We start from the raw sequence: 17,902 nt of genomic DNA, 5'->3' as shown, positions 1-17,902 counted from the left end.
CGCCCTATCATATAGAATTATTTTTCTTTTTCGATTATTTTCTTAGCAACTCCAGCTGGTACTTGCTCGTAGTGGTCAAATATCATTGTATATGTTGCACGTCCTTGAGACATAGATCTTAGTGTAGTAGAGTATCCGAACATTTCTGCTAGAGGAACTACAGCTTTTATAACTTGAGCTCCCATTCTAGCTTCCATTCCTTCTATTCTACCACGTCTTGAGTTAAGATCTCCCATTACATCTCCCATGTAATCTTCAGGAGTAACTACTTCAACTTTGAAGTATGGCTCTAGTAAGCAAGGTTCTGCTTTTCTCATAGCTTCTTTAAACGCCATAGATGCTGCAACCTTGAACGCCATTTCTGAAGAGTCAACTTCATGGTAAGATCCATCGTATAGCTCAACTCTAACGTCAACAACTGGATATCCTGCTACAACCCCAGCTTCCATAGCACCTTGGATTCCCGCATCAACAGGTCCAATGTACTCTTTAGGTATAGCACCACCTACGATTTGGTTAACAAATTCATATCCAGCACCAGGTTCTTGAGGTATAACTCTGATCTTAACGTGACCGTATTGTCCTCTACCACCTGATTGTTTAGCATATTTGTACTCAACGTCAACTGGTTTAGTAATTGTCTCTCTATAAGCAACTTGAGGTGCTCCAACATTAGCTTCTACTTTGAACTCTCTTAATAGTCTGTCAACTATTATTTCAAGGTGAAGCTCACCCATACCAGATATAATAGTTTGTCCTGTTTCTTCATCTGTACGAACTCTGAAAGTTGGGTCTTCTTCAGCAAGTCTTTGAAGAGCTATACCCATCTTTTCTTGAGCTGCCTTAGATTTTGGCTCTATAGCAACAGATATAACTGGCTCTGGGAATTCCATTGACTCAAGTATTATAGGATTTGCAGGATCGCATAGAGTATCTCCAGTTGTAGTATCTTTTAATCCTACAGCTGCCGCTATATCTCCTGCGTAAACTTCTGTTATTTCTTCTCTAGCATTAGCATGCATTTGTAGTATACGTCCGATTCTTTCTTTTTTGTTCTTAGTAGCATTTAGAACGTAAGAACCAGAGTTTAAGATTCCTGAGTAAACTCTAAAGAACGCTAACTTACCTACGAATGGGTCTGCCATTATTTTGAATGCTAAAGCTGAGAATGGCTCTTCATCACTTGAGTGTCTTTCAGATTCTTCTCCATTTGGTAGTACACCTTTTATAGAAGGAATATCTATCGGAGCTGGCATGTAATCAACAACAGCATCTAAAAGAAGCTGAACACCTTTGTTTTTGTAAGCACTTCCGCAGAACACAGGGTTCATTTCGCAAGCTATAACTGCTTTTCTTATAGCTGCTTTTATCTCTTCTTTTGTTAATTCTTCTCCATCTAGATATTTCATCATTAATTCTTCATCAGCTTCAGCCGCAGCTTCAACTAATTTTTCTCTCCACTCTTGAGCTATCTCAAGCATATCAGAAGGTATTTCAGTAACTTCTATATCTTTTCCTAAATCATCTTTATATATTCTAGCATTCATTTCTATAAGATCTATTATTCCTACAAATGTCTCTTCCTTTCCTATAGGAAGCTGAACAGGAACAGCATTAGATCCTAATCTATCTTTCATCATTTGAACAACATTAAAGAAGTCTGCTCCTAGGATATCCATTTTGTTTACAAAAGCTATTCTAGGAACTCTATATTTATCTGCTTGTCTCCATACATTTTCTGATTGAGGCTCAACTCCACCTTTTGCACAGAAAACTGCAACAGCTCCATCAAGTACACGTAAAGATCTTTCAACTTCTACTGTAAAGTCTACGTGTCCAGGAGTATCTATGATGTTTATTCTGTGACCATTCCACTGACAAGTTGTAGCAGCAGAAGTTATAGTTATACCTCTTTCCTTCTCCTGCTCCATCCAGTCCATAGTAGCTCCACCTTCGTGTGTTTCTCCTATTTTGTGGTTAACTCCTGTATAGAAAAGAATTCTTTCAGTAGTAGTAGTCTTACCTGCATCTATATGAGCCATTATTCCTATGTTTCTAGTTTTTTCTAAAGGAAATTTTCTTGGCAATACAATCTCTCCTTTCTGATGTTAAACATCAGTTTCTGTATACTACCATCTGTAATGAGCAAATGCTTTATTAGCTTCTGCCATCTTATGAGTATCTTCTTTCTTCTTAACAGATGCTCCAGTGTTGTTTGCAGCATCCATTATTTCTCTAGCTAGCTTTTCAACCATTCCTTTTTCTCCACGAGCTCTAGAATAGTTAACAAGCCATCTTAATCCTAAAGTTTCTCTTCTTTCTGGTCTAACTTCTATTGGTACTTGATAGTTAGCTCCACCAACACGTCTAGCTCTAACTTCTAATACTGGCATTACATTGTTCATAGCCTTTTCAAATACTTCTAAAGCATCTTCGCCAGTTCTTTCTTTTATAAGTTCAAACGCACTGTAAACTATATTTTGCGCTTTTCCTTTTTTACCATCTATCATAAGGTTATTTATTAATTTTGTTACAACCTTGCTTCCATACACTGGATCTGGTAAAACTTCTCTCTTTGGAACATTTCCTTTTCTTGGCATTTCGCTTCCCTCCTTAATCTGTTTTTAGATCATCGGTACTCGACAACTAAGAATTGCCGTGATGCCTAAATATATCTATATATTTAAAGCACCGAACGATTAATTAATTATTTCTTAGCAGCCTTAGGTCTCTTAGCACCGTATTTAGATCTTCCTTGCATTCTCTTTTCTACTCCAGCTGTATCTAATGTACCTCTTACTATGTGATATCTAACCCCTGGAAGGTCCTTAACCCTTCCTCCTCTTATAAGAACAACACTGTGCTCTTGTAAGTTGTGTCCTTCTCCTGGAATATAAGCAGTTACTTCTATTCCATTAGTAAGTCTAACTCTGGCAACTTTTCTTAAAGCTGAGTTAGGCTTTTTAGGAGTTACAGTTTTAACTGAAGTACATACACCTCTTTTTTGAGGAGAACTCATTTCTATAGTTCTTTTGTTTAGTGAGTTAAAACCTTTTTGTAATGCTGGAGCAGTAGATTTAGTTTCTACAGCTTTTCTTCCTTTACGAACTAATTGGTTAATTGTTGGCACTACGTGCACCTCCTTCCAAAATTTTTAAATCTTATTCTTTTAATATTCCAGCTACAGCAGCTCCTACATCTATCGAGCAGGCTTTGCCAAGCTTTTTGACTGAATCAACATAAATTATATTTATGTTTTTTTGTTTTGAAATTTCTTCTACATTTCTTACTACATGTTTTTCTGCATCTTCTGCTATGAACACTACTTTAACCTTGTCCTCTTTTAAGGCTCTTGTTGTTTGTTTGGTGCCTACTACTTTTTTAGAAGTTTTTAATTCTTCTAAGCTCATAAAGTTTCCTCCTTATTAAATACAAGGGGAGATATCTCCCCGTGTATTCAATAGTCAACTTTTGATAAAATTACACACTTTTATATTTTATACTATACACTTTTTAGTGTCAATACATGTTTACTAAAGGTTAACTTTAAAGTTTATTCGCATTTTTCAACAGCTATATTCTTATATCTTCTCATTCCTGTACCAGCAGGAATAAGTTTACCAATAATTACATTTTCTTTTAATCCTATAAGCTCATCTTCTTTTCCTTTTATAGCTGCTTCTGTTAATACTCTTGTAGTTTCTTGGAATGATGCAGCTGATAAGAATGATTCTGTTGCTAAAGACGCTTTTGTTATTCCTAGTAAAACTCTCTTTGCAACAGCAGGTTTTCCACCTTCTTTTATTGCTTTTTCATTTTCTTTGTTAAACTCTAATATATCTACAAGACTACCTGGTAGTAAAAGTGTATCTCCTGATTCTTCTATTTTTACCTTTGACAGCATTTGTCTTACTATTACTTCTATGTGCTTGTCGTTTATATCAACACCTTGCATTCTATAAACTCTTTGTACTTCTTTTACTATATAGTCTTGTACTCCTAGTACTCCTTTAACATTTAATATATCATGAGGATTTATTGAACCTTCTGTTAAAGGATCTCCTGCTTCTACATACATTCCATCTCTTACTTTTAGTCTTGATCCATAAGGTATTGTATATGTTATTGATTCTCCATTTTCTTGAGTTACTATTACTTCTTTTCTTCTACCTGTTTCATCTACGCTAACTTTACCAGATATTTCTGTTATAACAGCTAATCCTTTTGGTTTTCTAGCTTCAAATAGCTCCTCTACCCTCGGAAGACCTTGGGTAATATCTCCACCTGCAACTCCTCCTGTATGGAACGTACGCATTGTAAGCTGAGTACCTGGTTCACCTATAGATTGAGCTGCTATTATTCCTACTGCTTCTCCTATATTTACTTCTTTTCCTGTAGCTAAGTTTCTTCCGTAACACTTAGAGCATACTCCATGAGCTGTTTTACAGTTAAGAACAGTTCTTATTCTAACTTTTTCAAGACCTGCTGCAATTATCTTTTCAGCATCTTCTTCTGTTATCATCTTGTCTGCTTCAACTATAACCTCTTTAGTGTTAGGATCAACTATTTCATCTAGAGTATATCTTCCAACTATTCTTTCACTTAATTCTTCTATTACTTCATTTCCATCTTTAAATGCGCTAACTACTAATGACTCTTTTGTTCCACAGTCAACTTCCCTTACTATAACATCTTGGCTGACATCAACAAGTCTTCTAGTAAGATATCCTGAGTCAGCAGTACGAAGAGCAGTATCTGCTAGACCTTTTCTTGCACCGTGAGAAGATATAAAGTATTCAAGAACTGAAAGTCCTTCACGGAAATTAGATTTAACTGGTATCTCAACTGTTTTACCAGCTGCATTTGCCATAAGACCACGCATTCCACCTAGCTGTCTTATTTGGTTTTTACTTCCCCTTGCTCCTGAGTGCGCCATTATAAATACATTGTTTAATCTTCCAAGACCACTCATTAAAGCTTCTGTTACACTTTCAGTAGTTTCAGTCCATATTTGAATAACTTTTTCGTATCTTTCATCATCAGAAATTAGTCCTCTTCTGAATGCTCTTTCATATTTTTCTACTTTTTCTTCAGCTTGAGCTATAAGTTCTTGTTTTTCTTTTGGTATTTCCATGTCTGAAACTGATATTGTTATAGCTCCTTTTGTAGAGAACTTAAATCCTAATTCTTTTATGTTATCTAGCATTTCTGCTGTTACTGTATTTCCATGTTTTCTAAAACATCTATCTATTATTTTTCCAAGTTGCTTTTTATCAACTAAAAAGTCTATCTCAAGAGAGTATTTATCCTTAGTTCTATCTACATAACCTAAGTCTTGAGGTATATTTTCATTAAATATAAATCTTCCTACAGTGCTTTCAACTAATTGTCCTTTATCGTCTGGAGTTAGTTTTCTTCTAACTTTTACTTTTGCATGAAGGCCTACTGATCCATTTTGATATGCAAGAAGCATTTCATTGTAATCTTTAAATACAGATCCTTCTCCTTTTTCTCCAGGTATATCTATTGTTAAGTAATAACTTCCTAATATCATGTCCTGAGTAGGCGTTGTTATAGAAGAACCATCTTTAGGTGCAAGGATGTTATTAGTTGATAACATTAAAAATCTCGCTTCTGCCTGTGCTTCTACTGATAGTGGTACGTGTACAGCCATTTGGTCTCCGTCAAAGTCTGCATTATATGCAGTACATACAAGAGGATGAAGCTTTATAGCTTTTCCTTCAACTAAAACCGGTTCAAATGCTTGTATACCTAGTCTGTGAAGAGTAGGAGCACGGTTTAGTAAAACAGGGTGTCCTTTTATAACTTCTTCTAAAACTCCCCAAACTTCAGGTTTTAATTTTTCAACCATTCTCTTTGCACTTTTTATATTGTGAACATAACCTTGTTCTACAAGTTTGTTCATTACAAATGGTTTAAATAGTTCTAATGCCATCTTCTTTGGAAGACCACATTGATAGAATTTAAGTTCAGGTCCAACTACTATAACAGAACGTCCTGAGTAGTCAACACGCTTTCCAAGCAAGTTTTGACGGAAACGACCTTGCTTTCCTTTAAGCATATCAGATAATGATTTTAAAGGTCTATTTCCAGGACCTGTAACTGGTCTTCCTCTTCTTCCATTGTCTATTAGTGCATCAACTGCTTCTTGAAGCATTCTTTTTTCATTTCTAACTATTATATCTGGTGCAGATAATTCTAAAAGTCTTTTAAGTCTGTTGTTTCTATTTATTACTCTTCTATATAAATCATTAAGATCTGATGTTGCAAATCTTCCTCCGTCTAACTGAACCATAGGTCTTAAATCTGGTGGAATTACTGGTATTACATCTAATATCATCCACTCCGGTCTGTTGTTAGATTGTCTAAATGCCTCTACAACTTCTAATCTTCTTATAGTTCTTATTTTCTTTTGTCCTGTACTATCTTTTAGTTTAGCTTTTAATTCTTTTGATAATTCATCAAGATCAAGTTTTGAAAGTATTTCCTTTATAGCTTCCGCACCCATTCCAGCCTTGAATGTATTTCCATATTTTTCGATAGCTTCTCTATATTCTTTTTCCGTTAGAAGCTGTCTTTCGCTTAGTCCTGTATCGCCTGGATCTATTACTATATAAGAAGCGAAGTATAATACTTTTTCAAGTGATCTTGGTGACATATCAAGTATAAGTCCCATTCTACTTGGTATTCCTTTGAAGTACCAAATGTGAGATACAGGGGCTGCAAGCTCTATATGCCCCATTCTCTCTCTTCTTACTTTAGATTTTGTAACTTCAACTCCACATCTGTCACAAACTACACCTTTATACCTAACCCTTCTATACTTTCCACAGTTACACTCCCAGTCTTTAGTTGGTCCAAATATTCTTTCACAGAATAGACCATCTTTTTCTGGTTTTAGTGTTCTGTAGTTTATAGTTTCAGGTTTTTTAACTTCACCTTTTGACCATTGTCTTATTTTCTCTGGAGATGCTAATCCAATCTTTATAGATTCAAAATTGTTCAGTTCAAACAAGGAGTCTCTCTCCCTTCTTATATAAATTTGATAAGCTTATATTAAAAATCTAAGTCATCGTCATCAAAAGCATCTTCTAGCTGTGTTTCATTAAAGTCTATATCAAAATCTTCTTCATCTATATCTTCTTCGATTTCATTGATTTCTTCTAGTTCCTCTATATCATCATCTGTTGGGATATATTCAAAAGTTTCTATCATTTCATCGTCATCATCTGATTCTCTTACTTCTATTTCTTCATCTTCCTCAGTTAAAACTTTTACATCAAGACATAAGCTTTGTAATTCTTTTATTAAAACTTTGAAAGATTCTGGTATTCCAGGCTCTGGTATGTTTTCTCCTTTTACTATAGCTTCATATGTTTTAACACGTCCTACAACATCGTCTGATTTAACAGTTAAGATTTCTTGAAGTGTATGAGCAGCACCATATGCTTCTAATGCCCAAACCTCCATTTCTCCGAATCTTTGTCCACCGAACTGCGCCTTTCCTCCTAGAGGTTGTTGAGTAACTAGTGAATACGGTCCTGTACTTCTTGCATGTATCTTGTCATCTACTAAGTGGTGAAGCTTTAACATATACATGTATCCTACAGTTACATCGTTATCAAAAGCTTCTCCCGTTCTTCCATCATAAAGTGTAAGCTTTCCGTTCTCTGGATATCCTGCTTGTTTTAAAGCTTCTCTTATATCACTTTCTCTTGCACCATCAAATACAGATGTAGCTACATGCCATCCAAGAGCTTTCGCAGCAAGTCCTAAGTGAACCTCAAGAACCTGTCCGATGTTCATACGAGAAGGAACCCCAAGCGGATTTAGGACTATTTCTATTGGTGTACCATCTGCCATAAATGGCATATCCTCTTCTGGTAGTACTCTAGAGATAACTCCTTTATTACCGTGACGACCAGCCATTTTATCTCCAACGCTTATTTTTCTCTTTTTAGCAATGTATACTCTTACAAGCTCATTAACTCCTGGAGAAAGTTCATCTCCATTTTCTCTAGTAAATACTTTTACATCTACTATTATTCCCGATTCTCCATGAGGAACTCTTAATGATGTATCTCTAACTTCTCTAGCCTTTTCTCCAAATATAGCACGAAGTAGTCTTTCCTCTGCTGTAAGCTCTGTTTCTCCTTTAGGAGTAACTTTACCTACTAGTATGTCTCCAGATTCAACTTCAGCTCCTATTCTTATTATTCCTCTTTCATCTAAGTCCTTAATAGCATCTTCACCTACATTTGGAATATCTCTTGTTATTTCTTCAGGTCCAAGTTTTGTATCTCTTGCTTCTGATTCATATTCTTCTATGTGTATAGTAGATAGTCTATCTTCTCTAACTAATCTTTCGTTTATTAGTATAGCGTCCTCATAGTTGTATCCTTCCCATGTCATAAACGCTATAAGACAGTTTCTTCCAAGAGCTATTTCTCCCATATCTGTAGATGGTCCATCAGCTATTACTTCTCCTTTTTCTACTTTGTCGCCTTTATTTATTATAGGAGTCTGATTTATACAAGTTCCTTGGTTAGATCTTTTAAATTTAAGAAGTTTGTATCTATCTTTGTTACCATCTTCTCTTCTTATTATAATTTCGTCTGCCGTTACTTTCTCTGCAATACCGGCATTTTTAGCTACCACAACTGCTCCAGAGTCTTTAGCGGCTCTATACTCAACTCCAGTTCCTATTACAGGAGCTTCTCTTCTAACAAGAGGTACTGCCTGACGTTGCATGTTTGAACCCATTAATGCACGGTTAGCATCGTCATTTTCAAGGAAAGGAATCATAGCAGTAGCAATAGAAACTACTTGTTTTGGAGAAACGTCCATATAGTCAACTTCGTGTGCTGGTGTTATTTGTATAACTCCATTTCTAGCTCTACAAGTAACTCTTTTGTTTACAAATCTTCCTTCTTCATCTAAAGGTTCATTTGCCTGTGCTCTTATATATAAATCTTCTTCATCTGCTGTTAGATAATGTATCTCATTTGTAACTACTCCTGTAGCTTTGTCAACTTTTCTATATGGTGATTCTATAAAACCATACTCATTTATTTTTGCATAAGAACTTAAAGAGTTTATAAGTCCTATGTTTGGTCCTTCAGGAGTTTCTATAGGACACATTCTACCATAGTGAGAATTATGAACGTCACGAACTTCAAACCCTGCTCTTTCACGTGAAAGACCTCCAGGTCCTAATGCTGATAGCCTTCTTTTGTGAGTTAATTCAGAAAGTGGGTTTGTTTGATCCATGAACTGAGATAATTGAGAACTTCCAAAGAATTCTTTTATAGCAGCTGCAACAGGTCTTATATTCATAAGAGCTTGTGGAGTAACAGCTTCTATATCTTGAATTGTCATTCTCTCTTTTATAACTCTTTCCATTCTTGAAAGACCTATTCTAAATTGGTTTTGAAGTAACTCTCCAACTGATCTTACTCTTCTGTTTCCAAGATGATCTATATCGTCTACATATCCTATTCCATTTAATAAATTGAATTGGTAACTTATAGAAGCTATAATGTCATCTAATATTATGTGTTTAGGAATAAGCTCCTTCATTCTATCTTTTATAGCTTCTTTGATTTCTGTTTCAGTATTGTAAGTGTCTAATATTTCTTTTAATACTGGATAATAAACTTTTTCTCTTATATTTAAGTCATCTATATCAAATTTTATGTGAGCCTTTATATCAACAAAGTTATTTCCTATAACTTTGACAACTTTTTCGTCTTCTGTATATATTTTAACTTCCTTTATTCCTGCATTTTGAATTTCAGTAGCTTTTTCTAAGGTAATCTTTTCACCTTTATTTACTAAAACTTCTCCTGTTTCAGTGTTAATTATATCTTCTGCTGCTACCTTATTCATTATTCTGTGTTGTAAAGATAATTTTTTGTTAAATTTATATCTACCTACTCTTGCAAGGTCATATCTTTTTGGATCAAAGAATAAAGAACTTAGTAAAGATGAAGCACTCTCAACAGTAGGTGGTTCACCTGGTCTTAACTTTTTATATATTTCTATTAATCCTTCTTCTGTAGTTTTAGTGTTATCTTTTTCTAATGTTGCAAGTAGTCTTTCATCTTCTCCTAAAAGCTCTAGAATTTGTGCATCTGTTCCAAATCCTAATGCTCTTAAAAGAGTTGTTATAGGTTGTTTTCTTGTTCTATCAACTCTTACAGATACTACATTATTAGAATCTGTTTCGTATTCAAGCCATGCTCCTCTGTTTGGAATTACAGTAGAGGATATCAATTTATTTCCTGATTTATCTATAGTTTGAGCAAAGTATACACCTGGAGATCTAACTAGCTGACTTACTATTACCCTTTCTGCTCCATTGATTATGAAAGTTCCTTTTTCTGTCATCAAAGGAAAATCTCCCATGAACACTTCTTGCTCTTTAACTTCTCCGGTCTCTTTGTTTATAAGTCTTACTTTTACTTTTAAAGGTGCTGCATATGTAGCATCTCTTTCTTTACATTCTTCTACTTCATATTTTGGTTTTTCATCTAGTGAATAGTCTACGAACTCTAAGATAAGATTGCCTGTATAGTCTTCTATAGGCGAAACATCTTCAAATACTTCCTTTAATCCTTCTTCTAAGAACCATTTGTAGGAATTGATTTGAAGTTCTATAAGATTAGGTAATTCTGCTGCTTCCTTGATTTTAGAAAAGCTCATTCTAGTTCTCTTACCTATTTGGACAGGATGTGGCATTAAATTTTCACCTCACATAATAAAATAAACCTTAAACTTTCCACTCTAACGCATTCAATAATTTTATCATATATAATAAAAATAGTCAATTATGTATTTAAATAAAAAAGATGTCTTTGCTTAGCAAAGACATCTTTTAAAAACTATTTTACTTCTACTGTAGCTCCAGCAGCTTCTAATTTTTCTTTTATTTGATCTGCTTCTTCTTTAGAAACTCCTTCTTTTAATGTTTTAGGAGCTCCGTCAACTAATTCTTTAGCTTCTTTTAATCCAAGTCCAGTTATTTCTCTAACTACTTTTATAACTCCTACTTTTGAAGATCCTGCGTTTGCTAATATTACATCAAACTCAGTTTTTTCTTCTGCAGCAGCAGCTCCAGCAGCAGCTCCAGCTACCATTACAGGAGCAGAAGCAGATACTCCGAATTTTTCCTCTGCAGCTTTAACTAATTCATTTAATTCTAAAACTTTCATATTCTCAATAGCTTCTAAAATTTGTTCTATTGTCATTTTAAGCACCTCCGAATTTAATTTTTTATAAATTAAGCTTGTTCTTCTTGCTTTTTAATTAAAGCATCTAGTAAGTATACAAAGTTTGACATTGGAGCTTTTAAGCTGCCAAGTAACTTAGCAATAAGCTCTTCTCTTGAAGGTATTTTAGATAATTCTTCAACTTTTGTTTTGTCGTAGAATTCTCCTTCAACTATACCCATTTTCAATTCTAGTTTTGGATGAGATTTCATAAATTCGCTTATGATTCTAGCTGGAGCAACTGGATCATCATATCCAAAAGCTATAGCATTTGGTCCAACTAATAACTCATCATTTAATTCATTTATTCCTGCTTGTTTAGCAGCTCTTCTTACTAAAGTGTTTTTATAAACTTTGTACTCTACTCCTGCTTCTCTGAATTTCTTTCTAAGTTCTGTAACTTCTTCAACTTTTAGTCCTCTGTAGTCAACAACTATAGCAGAAGCAGCTTTTTGAAGTTTTTCTGTTATTTCAGCAACTACTTGCTCTTTTAACTGAATTGCCTTAGACATCTAGGTGTCCACCTCCTTCACCTATTTCTATTCTCCGCCGTTAAACTAAAAGCCTTTGCATATCCGCATAGACATACAAAGGCTCTACTTTCTACACTATCTATAGAAAACCTCGGTAGGCAAATTTAAGCTTAACGCGCCTACTGTCTACGGCAAGATAATTCATTTTTAAACAACAATATTTATTTTATATCATTAAAACTTATATGTCAACATTTTTTATTCATTAACTTTAACTGGATTTATTTTGATTCCAGGTCCCATAGTGCTAGCAACTGTAACACTTCTTAAGTATTGTCCTTTAGCTGCTGCAGGTTTAGCTTTTATTATAGCTTCCATTAAAGTTGTAAAGTTATCAACTAACTTTTCTTTTCCAAAAGAAACTTTTCCTATAGGCGCATGAATTATATTTGTTTTATCTAATCTATACTCAACTTTACCTGCTTTGATTTCTTCGATAGCTCTAGCAACATCAAACGTAACTGTTCCTGATTTAGGGTTTGGCATTAATCCTTTAGGTCCTAAAACTCTACCTAATCTACCAACAAGCCCCATCATGTCTGGTGTAGCTACTACAACATCGAACTCAAACCAGTTTTCGTTTTGTATTTTGCTTACTAATTCTTCTGCACCTACAAAGTCAGCTCCTGCATTTTCAGCTTCTTTTGCTTTTTCCCCTTTAGCAAAAACTAGAACTCTTTTAACTTTTCCTGTTCCATGTGGTAAAACTACTGCACCTCTTACTTGTTGATCAGCATGTCTTGAGTCAACACCAAGTTTAACGTGAACTTCTACAGTTTCATCAAACTTAGCAGTAGCAGTTTTTGTTACAAGCTCTAAAGCTTCTGAAGCATCATATAGTCTGCTTCTGTCTATTAATTTAGAAGCTTCTACGTATTTTTTACCTTTTTTAGCCATATTACATTCCTCCTTGTGGTATTAACGGTTAGTGGTACCTCCCACTTTTGTTTGTATGAATTAGTCTTCTATAACTACACCCATACTTCTTGCTGTACCAGATATCATGCTTATAGCAGCTTCTAAAGAAGCAGCATTTAAATCTGGCATTTTAAGTTCTGCTATTTCTCTTATTTTTGCTGAAGATATTTTAGCTACCTTCTTTTTATTTGGTTCTCCTGAACCTGATTCTATTCCACATGCCTTTTTAATTAAAACAGCAGCAGGTGGTGTCTTAGTTATGAACGAGAATGATCTATCTTGATAAACTGTTATAACTACTGGAATTATTAATCCAGCTTGATCTGCAGTTTTAGCATTGAATTCTTTACAGAATCCCATTATGTTAACACCATGTTGTCCTAAAGCTGGACCTACTGGTGGTGCTGGTGTAGCTTTTCCTGCAGGTATTTGCAGCTTAACTTGTCCTATTACTTTTTTAGCCATTTTATTACACCTCCTTGTATGTTGTAATATATATATTTAAAATATAGCTTATTTTTAACTATATTTCTCTACTTGATCAAATGGTATCTCAGCTGGTGTTTCTCTTCCGAACATAGATATTAAAACCTTTAGAGATTGCTTTTCCATGTTTATCTCTTGAACTGTACCCATAAATCCTTTAAATGATCCAGATTTAATAGTTACAACTTCTCCAACTTCAATATCTATCTCTGGAATAGCTTCTTCAACACCCATAGCTTTTACTTCTTCATCTGATAAAGGTATTGGTTTAGACCCAGGGCCTACAAATCCTGTTACTCCCTTTGTGTTTCTAACCACATACCACGACTCATCAGTTATTATCATTTTAACAAGAACATATCCTGGGAATATTTTTCTTTGTCTTGTCTTTTTCTTTCCATTTTTTATTTCAACTACATCTTCTGTAGGAACGCGAAGCTCTAAAATATAGTCTTCCATCCCTCTGGTTTTGACCGCTTTTTCTATAGTGGCCTTAACCTTGTTTTCATGTCCTGAGTATGTATGCACTACATACCACTTAGCTTTTTCTAACTCTGACATGATGGCATATACCCTCCTTTAGGATTTTTCTATCTTAGTATGAGCTTTAATAAATATCCTATTCCTGAATCTATAGCCCATATCAATAAAGCCATCATTAGACATGAAGCAAGGACTACTGTCGTGTAATTTATTAATTCTTTCTTGTTAGGCCAGTGAACTTTTTTCAGTTCAGCTTTAGTACCTTTTAAGAAATTGCTAATACTTTTAGCATTTTCTTTATTTGTATTAACTTGGACAGACATTGCTGCTTCACATCCTTTTGTAAGCTATTTTGTTTCTTTATGAGCTGTATGCGTCTTACAGAATTTGCAGTATTTCTTTAACTCTATTCTGTCTGGGTTGTTCTTTTTATTTTTAGTTGTATTGTAATTTCTTTGTTTGCACTCGTTACAAGCCAAAGTGATTTTTACTCTCATTGCTACACCTCCTAGATATAAATAGCATTATATTTTATTAATCTATCTCCATACATAGATCGCCTTTATTATAAGTATCACCTTATAAAATCTATCACATTTCACACCTTATGTCAAACCTTTTTTGTGTCTATCATATGGATTATATTAGAAATTTTCATCTAGGAAAAAAAGAAGGGGTTTAACCCTTCTTTTTACAAAGTATTTATTATTCTATTATGCTAGCAACTACTCCTGCTCCTACTGTTCTTCCACCCTCACGGATAGCGAATCTTAATCCTTCTTCTATAGCTATTGGAGTAATTAATTCTACTGTCATTGTTATGTTATCTCCAGGCATTACCATCTCTACTCCATCTGGAAGTTTGATAGCTCCTGTTACGTCTGTTGTTCTAAAGTAGAATTGTGGTCTATATCCATCGAAGAATGGAGTATGTCTTCCTCCCTCTTCTTTCTTTAATACGTATACCTCTGCTTTGAATTTAGTGTGAGGTTTGATTGTTCCTGGTTTTGCAAGAACTTGTCCTCTTTCGATTTCGTCTCTTTGAACTCCTCTTAATAATGCTCCTATGTTATCTCCAGCTTGCGCTTGATCTAATAACTTTCTGAACATTTCTACTCCTGTTACTACTACTTTTCTTGGCTCATCTGTAAGTCCTACTATTTCTACTTCGTCTTGTACTTTTAAGATTCCTCTTTCTACTCTACCAGTTGCAACTGTTCCTCTTCCTGTGATTGAGAATACGTCTTCTACTGGCATTAGGAATGTTTTGTCTATATCTCTTTCTGGCTCTGGAATGTATGCATCTATTTGCTCGAATAATTCTACTATTTTGTCTCCCCATGGTCCCATTGGATCGTTAAGCGCTTGTAAAGCTGATCCTCTTACTATTGGAGTGTCATCTCCTGGGAACTCATATTGATTTAATAAGTCTCTTATTTCCATTTCAACAAGTTCTAATAACTCTTCGTCATCTACCATATCACATTTGTTTAAGAATACTACGATGTATGGAACACCAACTTGTCTTGATAATAGTATGTGCTCTCTTGTTTGTGGCATTGGTCCATCTACTGCCGAACAAACAAGTATCGCTCCATCCATTTGTGCTGCTCCTGTGATCATGTTTTTAACGTAGTCAGCATGTCCTGGGCAGTCAACGTGTGCATAGTGTCTGTTTGGTGTTTCGTACTCAACGTGTGCTGTTGATATTGTAATTCCTCTTTCTCTTTCTTCTGGAGCTTTATCTATGTTTTCAAAATCTACTGCTTCTCCAAGTCCATATCTTGCATGTAATGTCTTTGTTATAGCTGCTGTTAATGTTGTTTTACCGTGGTCAACGTGTCCTATTGTTCCAATGTTAACGTGTGGCTTAGTTCTTTCAAATTTAGCTTTTGCCATTTTAAACCCTCCTCTTTTATGTAGGAATCATGATAAATTTTGGAGCCCACGAGCGGACTCGAACCGCCGACCTCCGCCTTACCAAGGCGACGCTCTACCGACTGAGCCACATGGGCACTTAAAACTGCAAGTTTATTGTACTACTCATATAGGGTAAAGTCAATATGTTTTACCCTTTCCTACTTTCTAGATACTTTTCAAGTTTTCTTTTTACTCTTTGCAAAGCATTATCAATAGATTTTACGTGTCTATTCAGCTTGCAGGCTATTTCTTGGTATGATTTACCTTTTAAATAAAGGCCTAAAACTTCAAGTTCTAAACTACTAAGTATTTCATTTATTTTACTTTCTATATTTTTTATCTCTTCCCTACTGATCAAAAGCTCTTCTGGATCCGATACAATACTTCCTGTTATTATATCTAAAAGCGTTCTATCAGATTCTTCGTCATATATAGGTTTATTTAAAGATACATAAGAGTTTAAAGGTATATGTTTTTGTCTTGTAGCAGCTTTTATTGCTGTTATTATTTGTCTTGTTATACAAAGTTCTGCAAATGTTTTGAACGAAGAAGTTTTTTCTTCATTGTAATCTCTTATAGCTTTATATAAACCTATCATTCCTTCTTGCATTATATCTTCCTTATCTGCTCCTACTAAAAAGTAGGCTTTTGCCTTTGATCTTACAAAGTTTTTATACTTATTCATCAGATAATCTAAACTACGCTGATCCCCATTTTGAGCTCTTAAAACGATTTCTTCTACTCCGTTTTCATCATCAAGTATATATTTTTCTTTTGCTTGCAAAATTACCCCCCCTAATAAACTAAACCTCAACAATTCATATTATAGTTAATAAAATACTTCAAGTCAACTAATTTCAATGGTTTCTGCGTATTTTCTCAAGTTTCGACAAAGTATTTTTATCCAAAATAGAATCTAGTGTTGTTTTTTGTATTTTTGTCTCTTTTATCTTCTTAGATATCTTCTTTTGAGAAAGCTCTACATCAATTTTGAGTTCTCTAGCAGATACCCTAAAAGCACCGCTTCCCAAAACTATTTGTTGCTGAGCCCAATCATTAGTTGCAACTTTTATTATATGTTTTTTTCCTATTTCACTTATTATTTTTTCTATATATGTATCGGCTGTTTGATTTTCTTTTGTATATACAACCTTTATATTTTTCCCCCTTATTTCCTCATAATCTTTTCTAGGCCCCTTTACTAAATAAGCATCAAATACAACTATTACATAAAAACCTTTGTATGCTCCATATTCAGTCATTATATCTATCAGCTTATCTCTAGCCATCTCTAGATTTTCTTGACTTATTACTTTAAGGTCTTCCCAAGCATTTATTATGTTGTATCCATCAACAACAAGGTATTGCTTTTTATTCATATTTATCTACTCTTTTCTCTTTGCCTAAATATCTCATATAAAACAATAGAACAAGCTACTGATGCGTTTAGCGAAGATACATTCCCAACCATTGGTATTTTAACTATAAAGTCACAATTTTCTTTTACAAGTCTTGATATACCAAAACCTTCACTTCCTATGACTAAGCCAACTGCTCCAGTTAAATCCTTTTCGTAATGAATATCTCCATCCATATCTGTTCCTACTATCCAAACTCCATTTTCTTTTAACTTCTTTATAGCATTTACTATATTTGTAACCTTACATATAGGAACATATTCTGCAGCTCCTGCTGATGACTTTATAACTGTAGGAGTAATTGTAGCTGATCTTCTTTTAGGAATTATTATCCCATGAGCTCCTACAGCATCAGCTGTCCTTATTATAGATCCTAAATTATGAGGATCTGTTATTTCGTCTAGTATTATAAAAAATGGATCTTCATTTTTTTCTTTTGGTATTTGTAAAAGTTCATCAATATCAAAGTATTTATAATCACTCGCTATAGCTATAACTCCTTGATGAGAATGACTTTGGCTTATTTCGTTGAGTTTAACTTTATCTACGTATTGAACTACAATCCCTTTTTCTTTTGCCATTTTTACTATCTTGTTTATAGAGCCTTCCTTAGCTGAAGTAGACACCATTATTTTCTCTATATATCTATCACTTTTTAAAGCTTCTATAACAGGATTTCTACCTTCTATTTTAATCAAAAATACCACCGTTACAGAAAACTTATAAAACTTTATAAAGTTTTTATCAAACCTTATAAAAGTTTACGTTTCCTTCCTTGTTCATTGTGTCCAGTTTCGAAAAATCTACTCCTGTTTATTTAACACTCCGAAGGCTTAAATTCCCGACTAACGAA

Annotated in this window: 17 protein-coding genes, 1 tRNA gene and 1 other annotated feature; all 18 genes read right to left on the bottom strand. The window is 34.3% G+C overall.

The features are described from left to right. Window positions 1-17: 17 nt before the first annotated feature. Entirely contained in the window at window positions 18-2,087 is a 2,070-nt protein-coding gene (gene fusA, locus JWYL7_RS00285) for an elongation factor G (RefSeq protein WP_066067323.1), read from the bottom strand. A 42-nt stretch (window positions 2,088-2,129) separates the two neighbouring features. Then, window positions 2,130-2,600 (bottom strand): 30S ribosomal protein S7, encoded by a 471-nt coding sequence (gene rpsG / locus JWYL7_RS00280; protein WP_066067321.1) that lies wholly within the window; start codon window positions 2,598-2,600, stop codon window positions 2,130-2,132. Between the two features lie 107 nt (window positions 2,601-2,707). After that, on the bottom strand, window positions 2,708-3,130 hold the full coding sequence (gene rpsL, locus JWYL7_RS00275; RefSeq protein WP_066067318.1) for a 30S ribosomal protein S12: 423 nt from the start codon (window positions 3,128-3,130) through the stop codon (window positions 2,708-2,710). A 31-nt stretch (window positions 3,131-3,161) separates the two neighbouring features. Next, window positions 3,162-3,410 (bottom strand): ribosomal L7Ae/L30e/S12e/Gadd45 family protein, encoded by a 249-nt coding sequence (locus JWYL7_RS00270; protein WP_066067314.1) that lies wholly within the window; start codon window positions 3,408-3,410, stop codon window positions 3,162-3,164. A 143-nt stretch (window positions 3,411-3,553) separates the two neighbouring features. Beyond that, the gene (gene rpoC / locus JWYL7_RS00265; protein ID WP_066067311.1) at window positions 3,554-7,036 is read right to left on the bottom strand and encodes a DNA-directed RNA polymerase subunit beta'; all 3,483 of its coding nucleotides are present in this window, start codon (window positions 7,034-7,036) and stop codon (window positions 3,554-3,556) included. Between the two features lie 41 nt (window positions 7,037-7,077). Further along, window positions 7,078-10,761: a DNA-directed RNA polymerase subunit beta gene (rpoB, locus tag JWYL7_RS00260; RefSeq protein ID WP_066067308.1), complete on the bottom strand. Its 3,684-nt coding sequence runs from the start codon at window positions 10,759-10,761 to the stop codon at window positions 7,078-7,080. 143 nt (window positions 10,762-10,904) lie between these two features. Further along, window positions 10,905-11,270 carry a 50S ribosomal protein L7/L12 gene (gene rplL / locus JWYL7_RS00255; protein WP_066067305.1) on the bottom strand — a complete coding sequence of 122 codons (366 nt, stop codon included), beginning with the start codon at window positions 11,268-11,270 and terminating at the stop codon, window positions 10,905-10,907. Window positions 11,271-11,302: 32 nt separating this feature from the next. Next, entirely contained in the window at window positions 11,303-11,803 is a 501-nt protein-coding gene (rplJ, locus tag JWYL7_RS00250) for a 50S ribosomal protein L10 (RefSeq protein WP_066067302.1), read from the bottom strand. Window positions 11,804-11,839: 36 nt separating this feature from the next. Beyond that, window positions 11,840-11,974: a sequence feature (ribosomal protein L10 leader region), on the bottom strand. A 48-nt stretch (window positions 11,975-12,022) separates the two neighbouring features. Continuing rightward, the gene (rplA, locus tag JWYL7_RS00245) at window positions 12,023-12,721 is read right to left on the bottom strand and encodes a 50S ribosomal protein L1 (protein WP_066067299.1); all 699 of its coding nucleotides are present in this window, start codon (window positions 12,719-12,721) and stop codon (window positions 12,023-12,025) included. Between the two features lie 60 nt (window positions 12,722-12,781). Beyond that, window positions 12,782-13,207: a 50S ribosomal protein L11 gene (gene rplK / locus JWYL7_RS00240; protein ID WP_066067297.1), complete on the bottom strand. Its 426-nt coding sequence runs from the start codon at window positions 13,205-13,207 to the stop codon at window positions 12,782-12,784. A gap of 54 nt (window positions 13,208-13,261) precedes the next feature. Beyond that, complete coding sequence (gene nusG / locus JWYL7_RS00235) at window positions 13,262-13,789, bottom strand: transcription termination/antitermination protein NusG (RefSeq protein WP_066067294.1); 528 nt, start codon at window positions 13,787-13,789, stop codon at window positions 13,262-13,264. A gap of 29 nt (window positions 13,790-13,818) precedes the next feature. Beyond that, window positions 13,819-14,034, bottom strand: a complete 216-nt coding sequence (gene secE, locus JWYL7_RS00230) for a preprotein translocase subunit SecE (RefSeq protein WP_066067292.1) — start codon at window positions 14,032-14,034, stop codon at window positions 13,819-13,821. A 24-nt stretch (window positions 14,035-14,058) separates the two neighbouring features. Then, on the bottom strand, window positions 14,059-14,208 hold the full coding sequence (gene rpmG / locus JWYL7_RS00225) for a 50S ribosomal protein L33 (RefSeq protein WP_066067289.1): 150 nt from the start codon (window positions 14,206-14,208) through the stop codon (window positions 14,059-14,061). Window positions 14,209-14,416: 208 nt separating this feature from the next. Then, window positions 14,417-15,610 (bottom strand): elongation factor Tu, encoded by a 1,194-nt coding sequence (gene tuf, locus JWYL7_RS00220; protein ID WP_066067286.1) that lies wholly within the window; start codon window positions 15,608-15,610, stop codon window positions 14,417-14,419. 40 nt (window positions 15,611-15,650) lie between these two features. Beyond that, window positions 15,651-15,726, bottom strand: a tRNA-Thr gene (locus tag JWYL7_RS00215). A gap of 53 nt (window positions 15,727-15,779) precedes the next feature. Continuing rightward, the gene (sigH, locus tag JWYL7_RS00210; RefSeq protein WP_066072251.1) at window positions 15,780-16,418 is read right to left on the bottom strand and encodes an RNA polymerase sporulation sigma factor SigH; all 639 of its coding nucleotides are present in this window, start codon (window positions 16,416-16,418) and stop codon (window positions 15,780-15,782) included. Between the two features lie 70 nt (window positions 16,419-16,488). After that, on the bottom strand, window positions 16,489-17,010 hold the full coding sequence (locus JWYL7_RS00205) for an NYN domain-containing protein (protein WP_066067283.1): 522 nt from the start codon (window positions 17,008-17,010) through the stop codon (window positions 16,489-16,491). Between the two features lie 2 nt (window positions 17,011-17,012). Further along, a complete protein-coding gene (gene rlmB / locus JWYL7_RS00200; protein ID WP_066067280.1) occupies window positions 17,013-17,747 on the bottom strand; it encodes a 23S rRNA (guanosine(2251)-2'-O)-methyltransferase RlmB in 735 nt (244 codons plus the stop codon). Between the last annotated feature and the right edge of the window lie 155 nt (window positions 17,748-17,902).

The sequence above is a fragment of the Alkalithermobacter thermoalcaliphilus JW-YL-7 = DSM 7308 genome (assembly GCA_001584565.1).
Taxonomy (GTDB): domain Bacteria; phylum Bacillota; class Clostridia; order Peptostreptococcales; family Peptostreptococcaceae; genus Alkalithermobacter; species Alkalithermobacter thermoalcaliphilus.
Note: the sequence above shows the minus strand (reverse complement) of the source record. Positions and strands in the feature narration are given on the sequence as shown.

Coding starts and splice junctions, on each gene's coding strand:
- rpsG (WP_066067321.1), bottom strand. CDS start 2,600: ATGCCAAGAAAAGGAAATGTTCCAAAGAGAGAAGTTTTACCAGATCCA.
- JWYL7_RS00270 (WP_066067314.1), bottom strand. CDS start 3,410: ATGAGCTTAGAAGAATTAAAAACTTCTAAAAAAGTAGTAGGCACCAAA.
- rpoB (WP_066067308.1), bottom strand. CDS start 10,761: ATGCCACATCCTGTCCAAATAGGTAAGAGAACTAGAATGAGCTTTTCT.
- rplL (WP_066067305.1), bottom strand. CDS start 11,270: ATGACAATAGAACAAATTTTAGAAGCTATTGAGAATATGAAAGTTTTA.
- rplJ (WP_066067302.1), bottom strand. CDS start 11,803: ATGTCTAAGGCAATTCAGTTAAAAGAGCAAGTAGTTGCTGAAATAACA.
- rplA (WP_066067299.1), bottom strand. CDS start 12,721: ATGGCTAAAAAAGGTAAAAAATACGTAGAAGCTTCTAAATTAATAGAC.
- rplK (WP_066067297.1), bottom strand. CDS start 13,207: ATGGCTAAAAAAGTAATAGGACAAGTTAAGCTGCAAATACCTGCAGGA.
- nusG (WP_066067294.1), bottom strand. CDS start 13,789: ATGTCAGAGTTAGAAAAAGCTAAGTGGTATGTAGTGCATACATACTCA.
- secE (WP_066067292.1), bottom strand. CDS start 14,034: ATGTCTGTCCAAGTTAATACAAATAAAGAAAATGCTAAAAGTATTAGC.
- rpmG (WP_066067289.1), bottom strand. CDS start 14,208: ATGAGAGTAAAAATCACTTTGGCTTGTAACGAGTGCAAACAAAGAAAT.
- tuf (WP_066067286.1), bottom strand. CDS start 15,610: ATGGCAAAAGCTAAATTTGAAAGAACTAAGCCACACGTTAACATTGGA.
- JWYL7_RS00205 (WP_066067283.1), bottom strand. CDS start 17,010: ATGAATAAAAAGCAATACCTTGTTGTTGATGGATACAACATAATAAAT.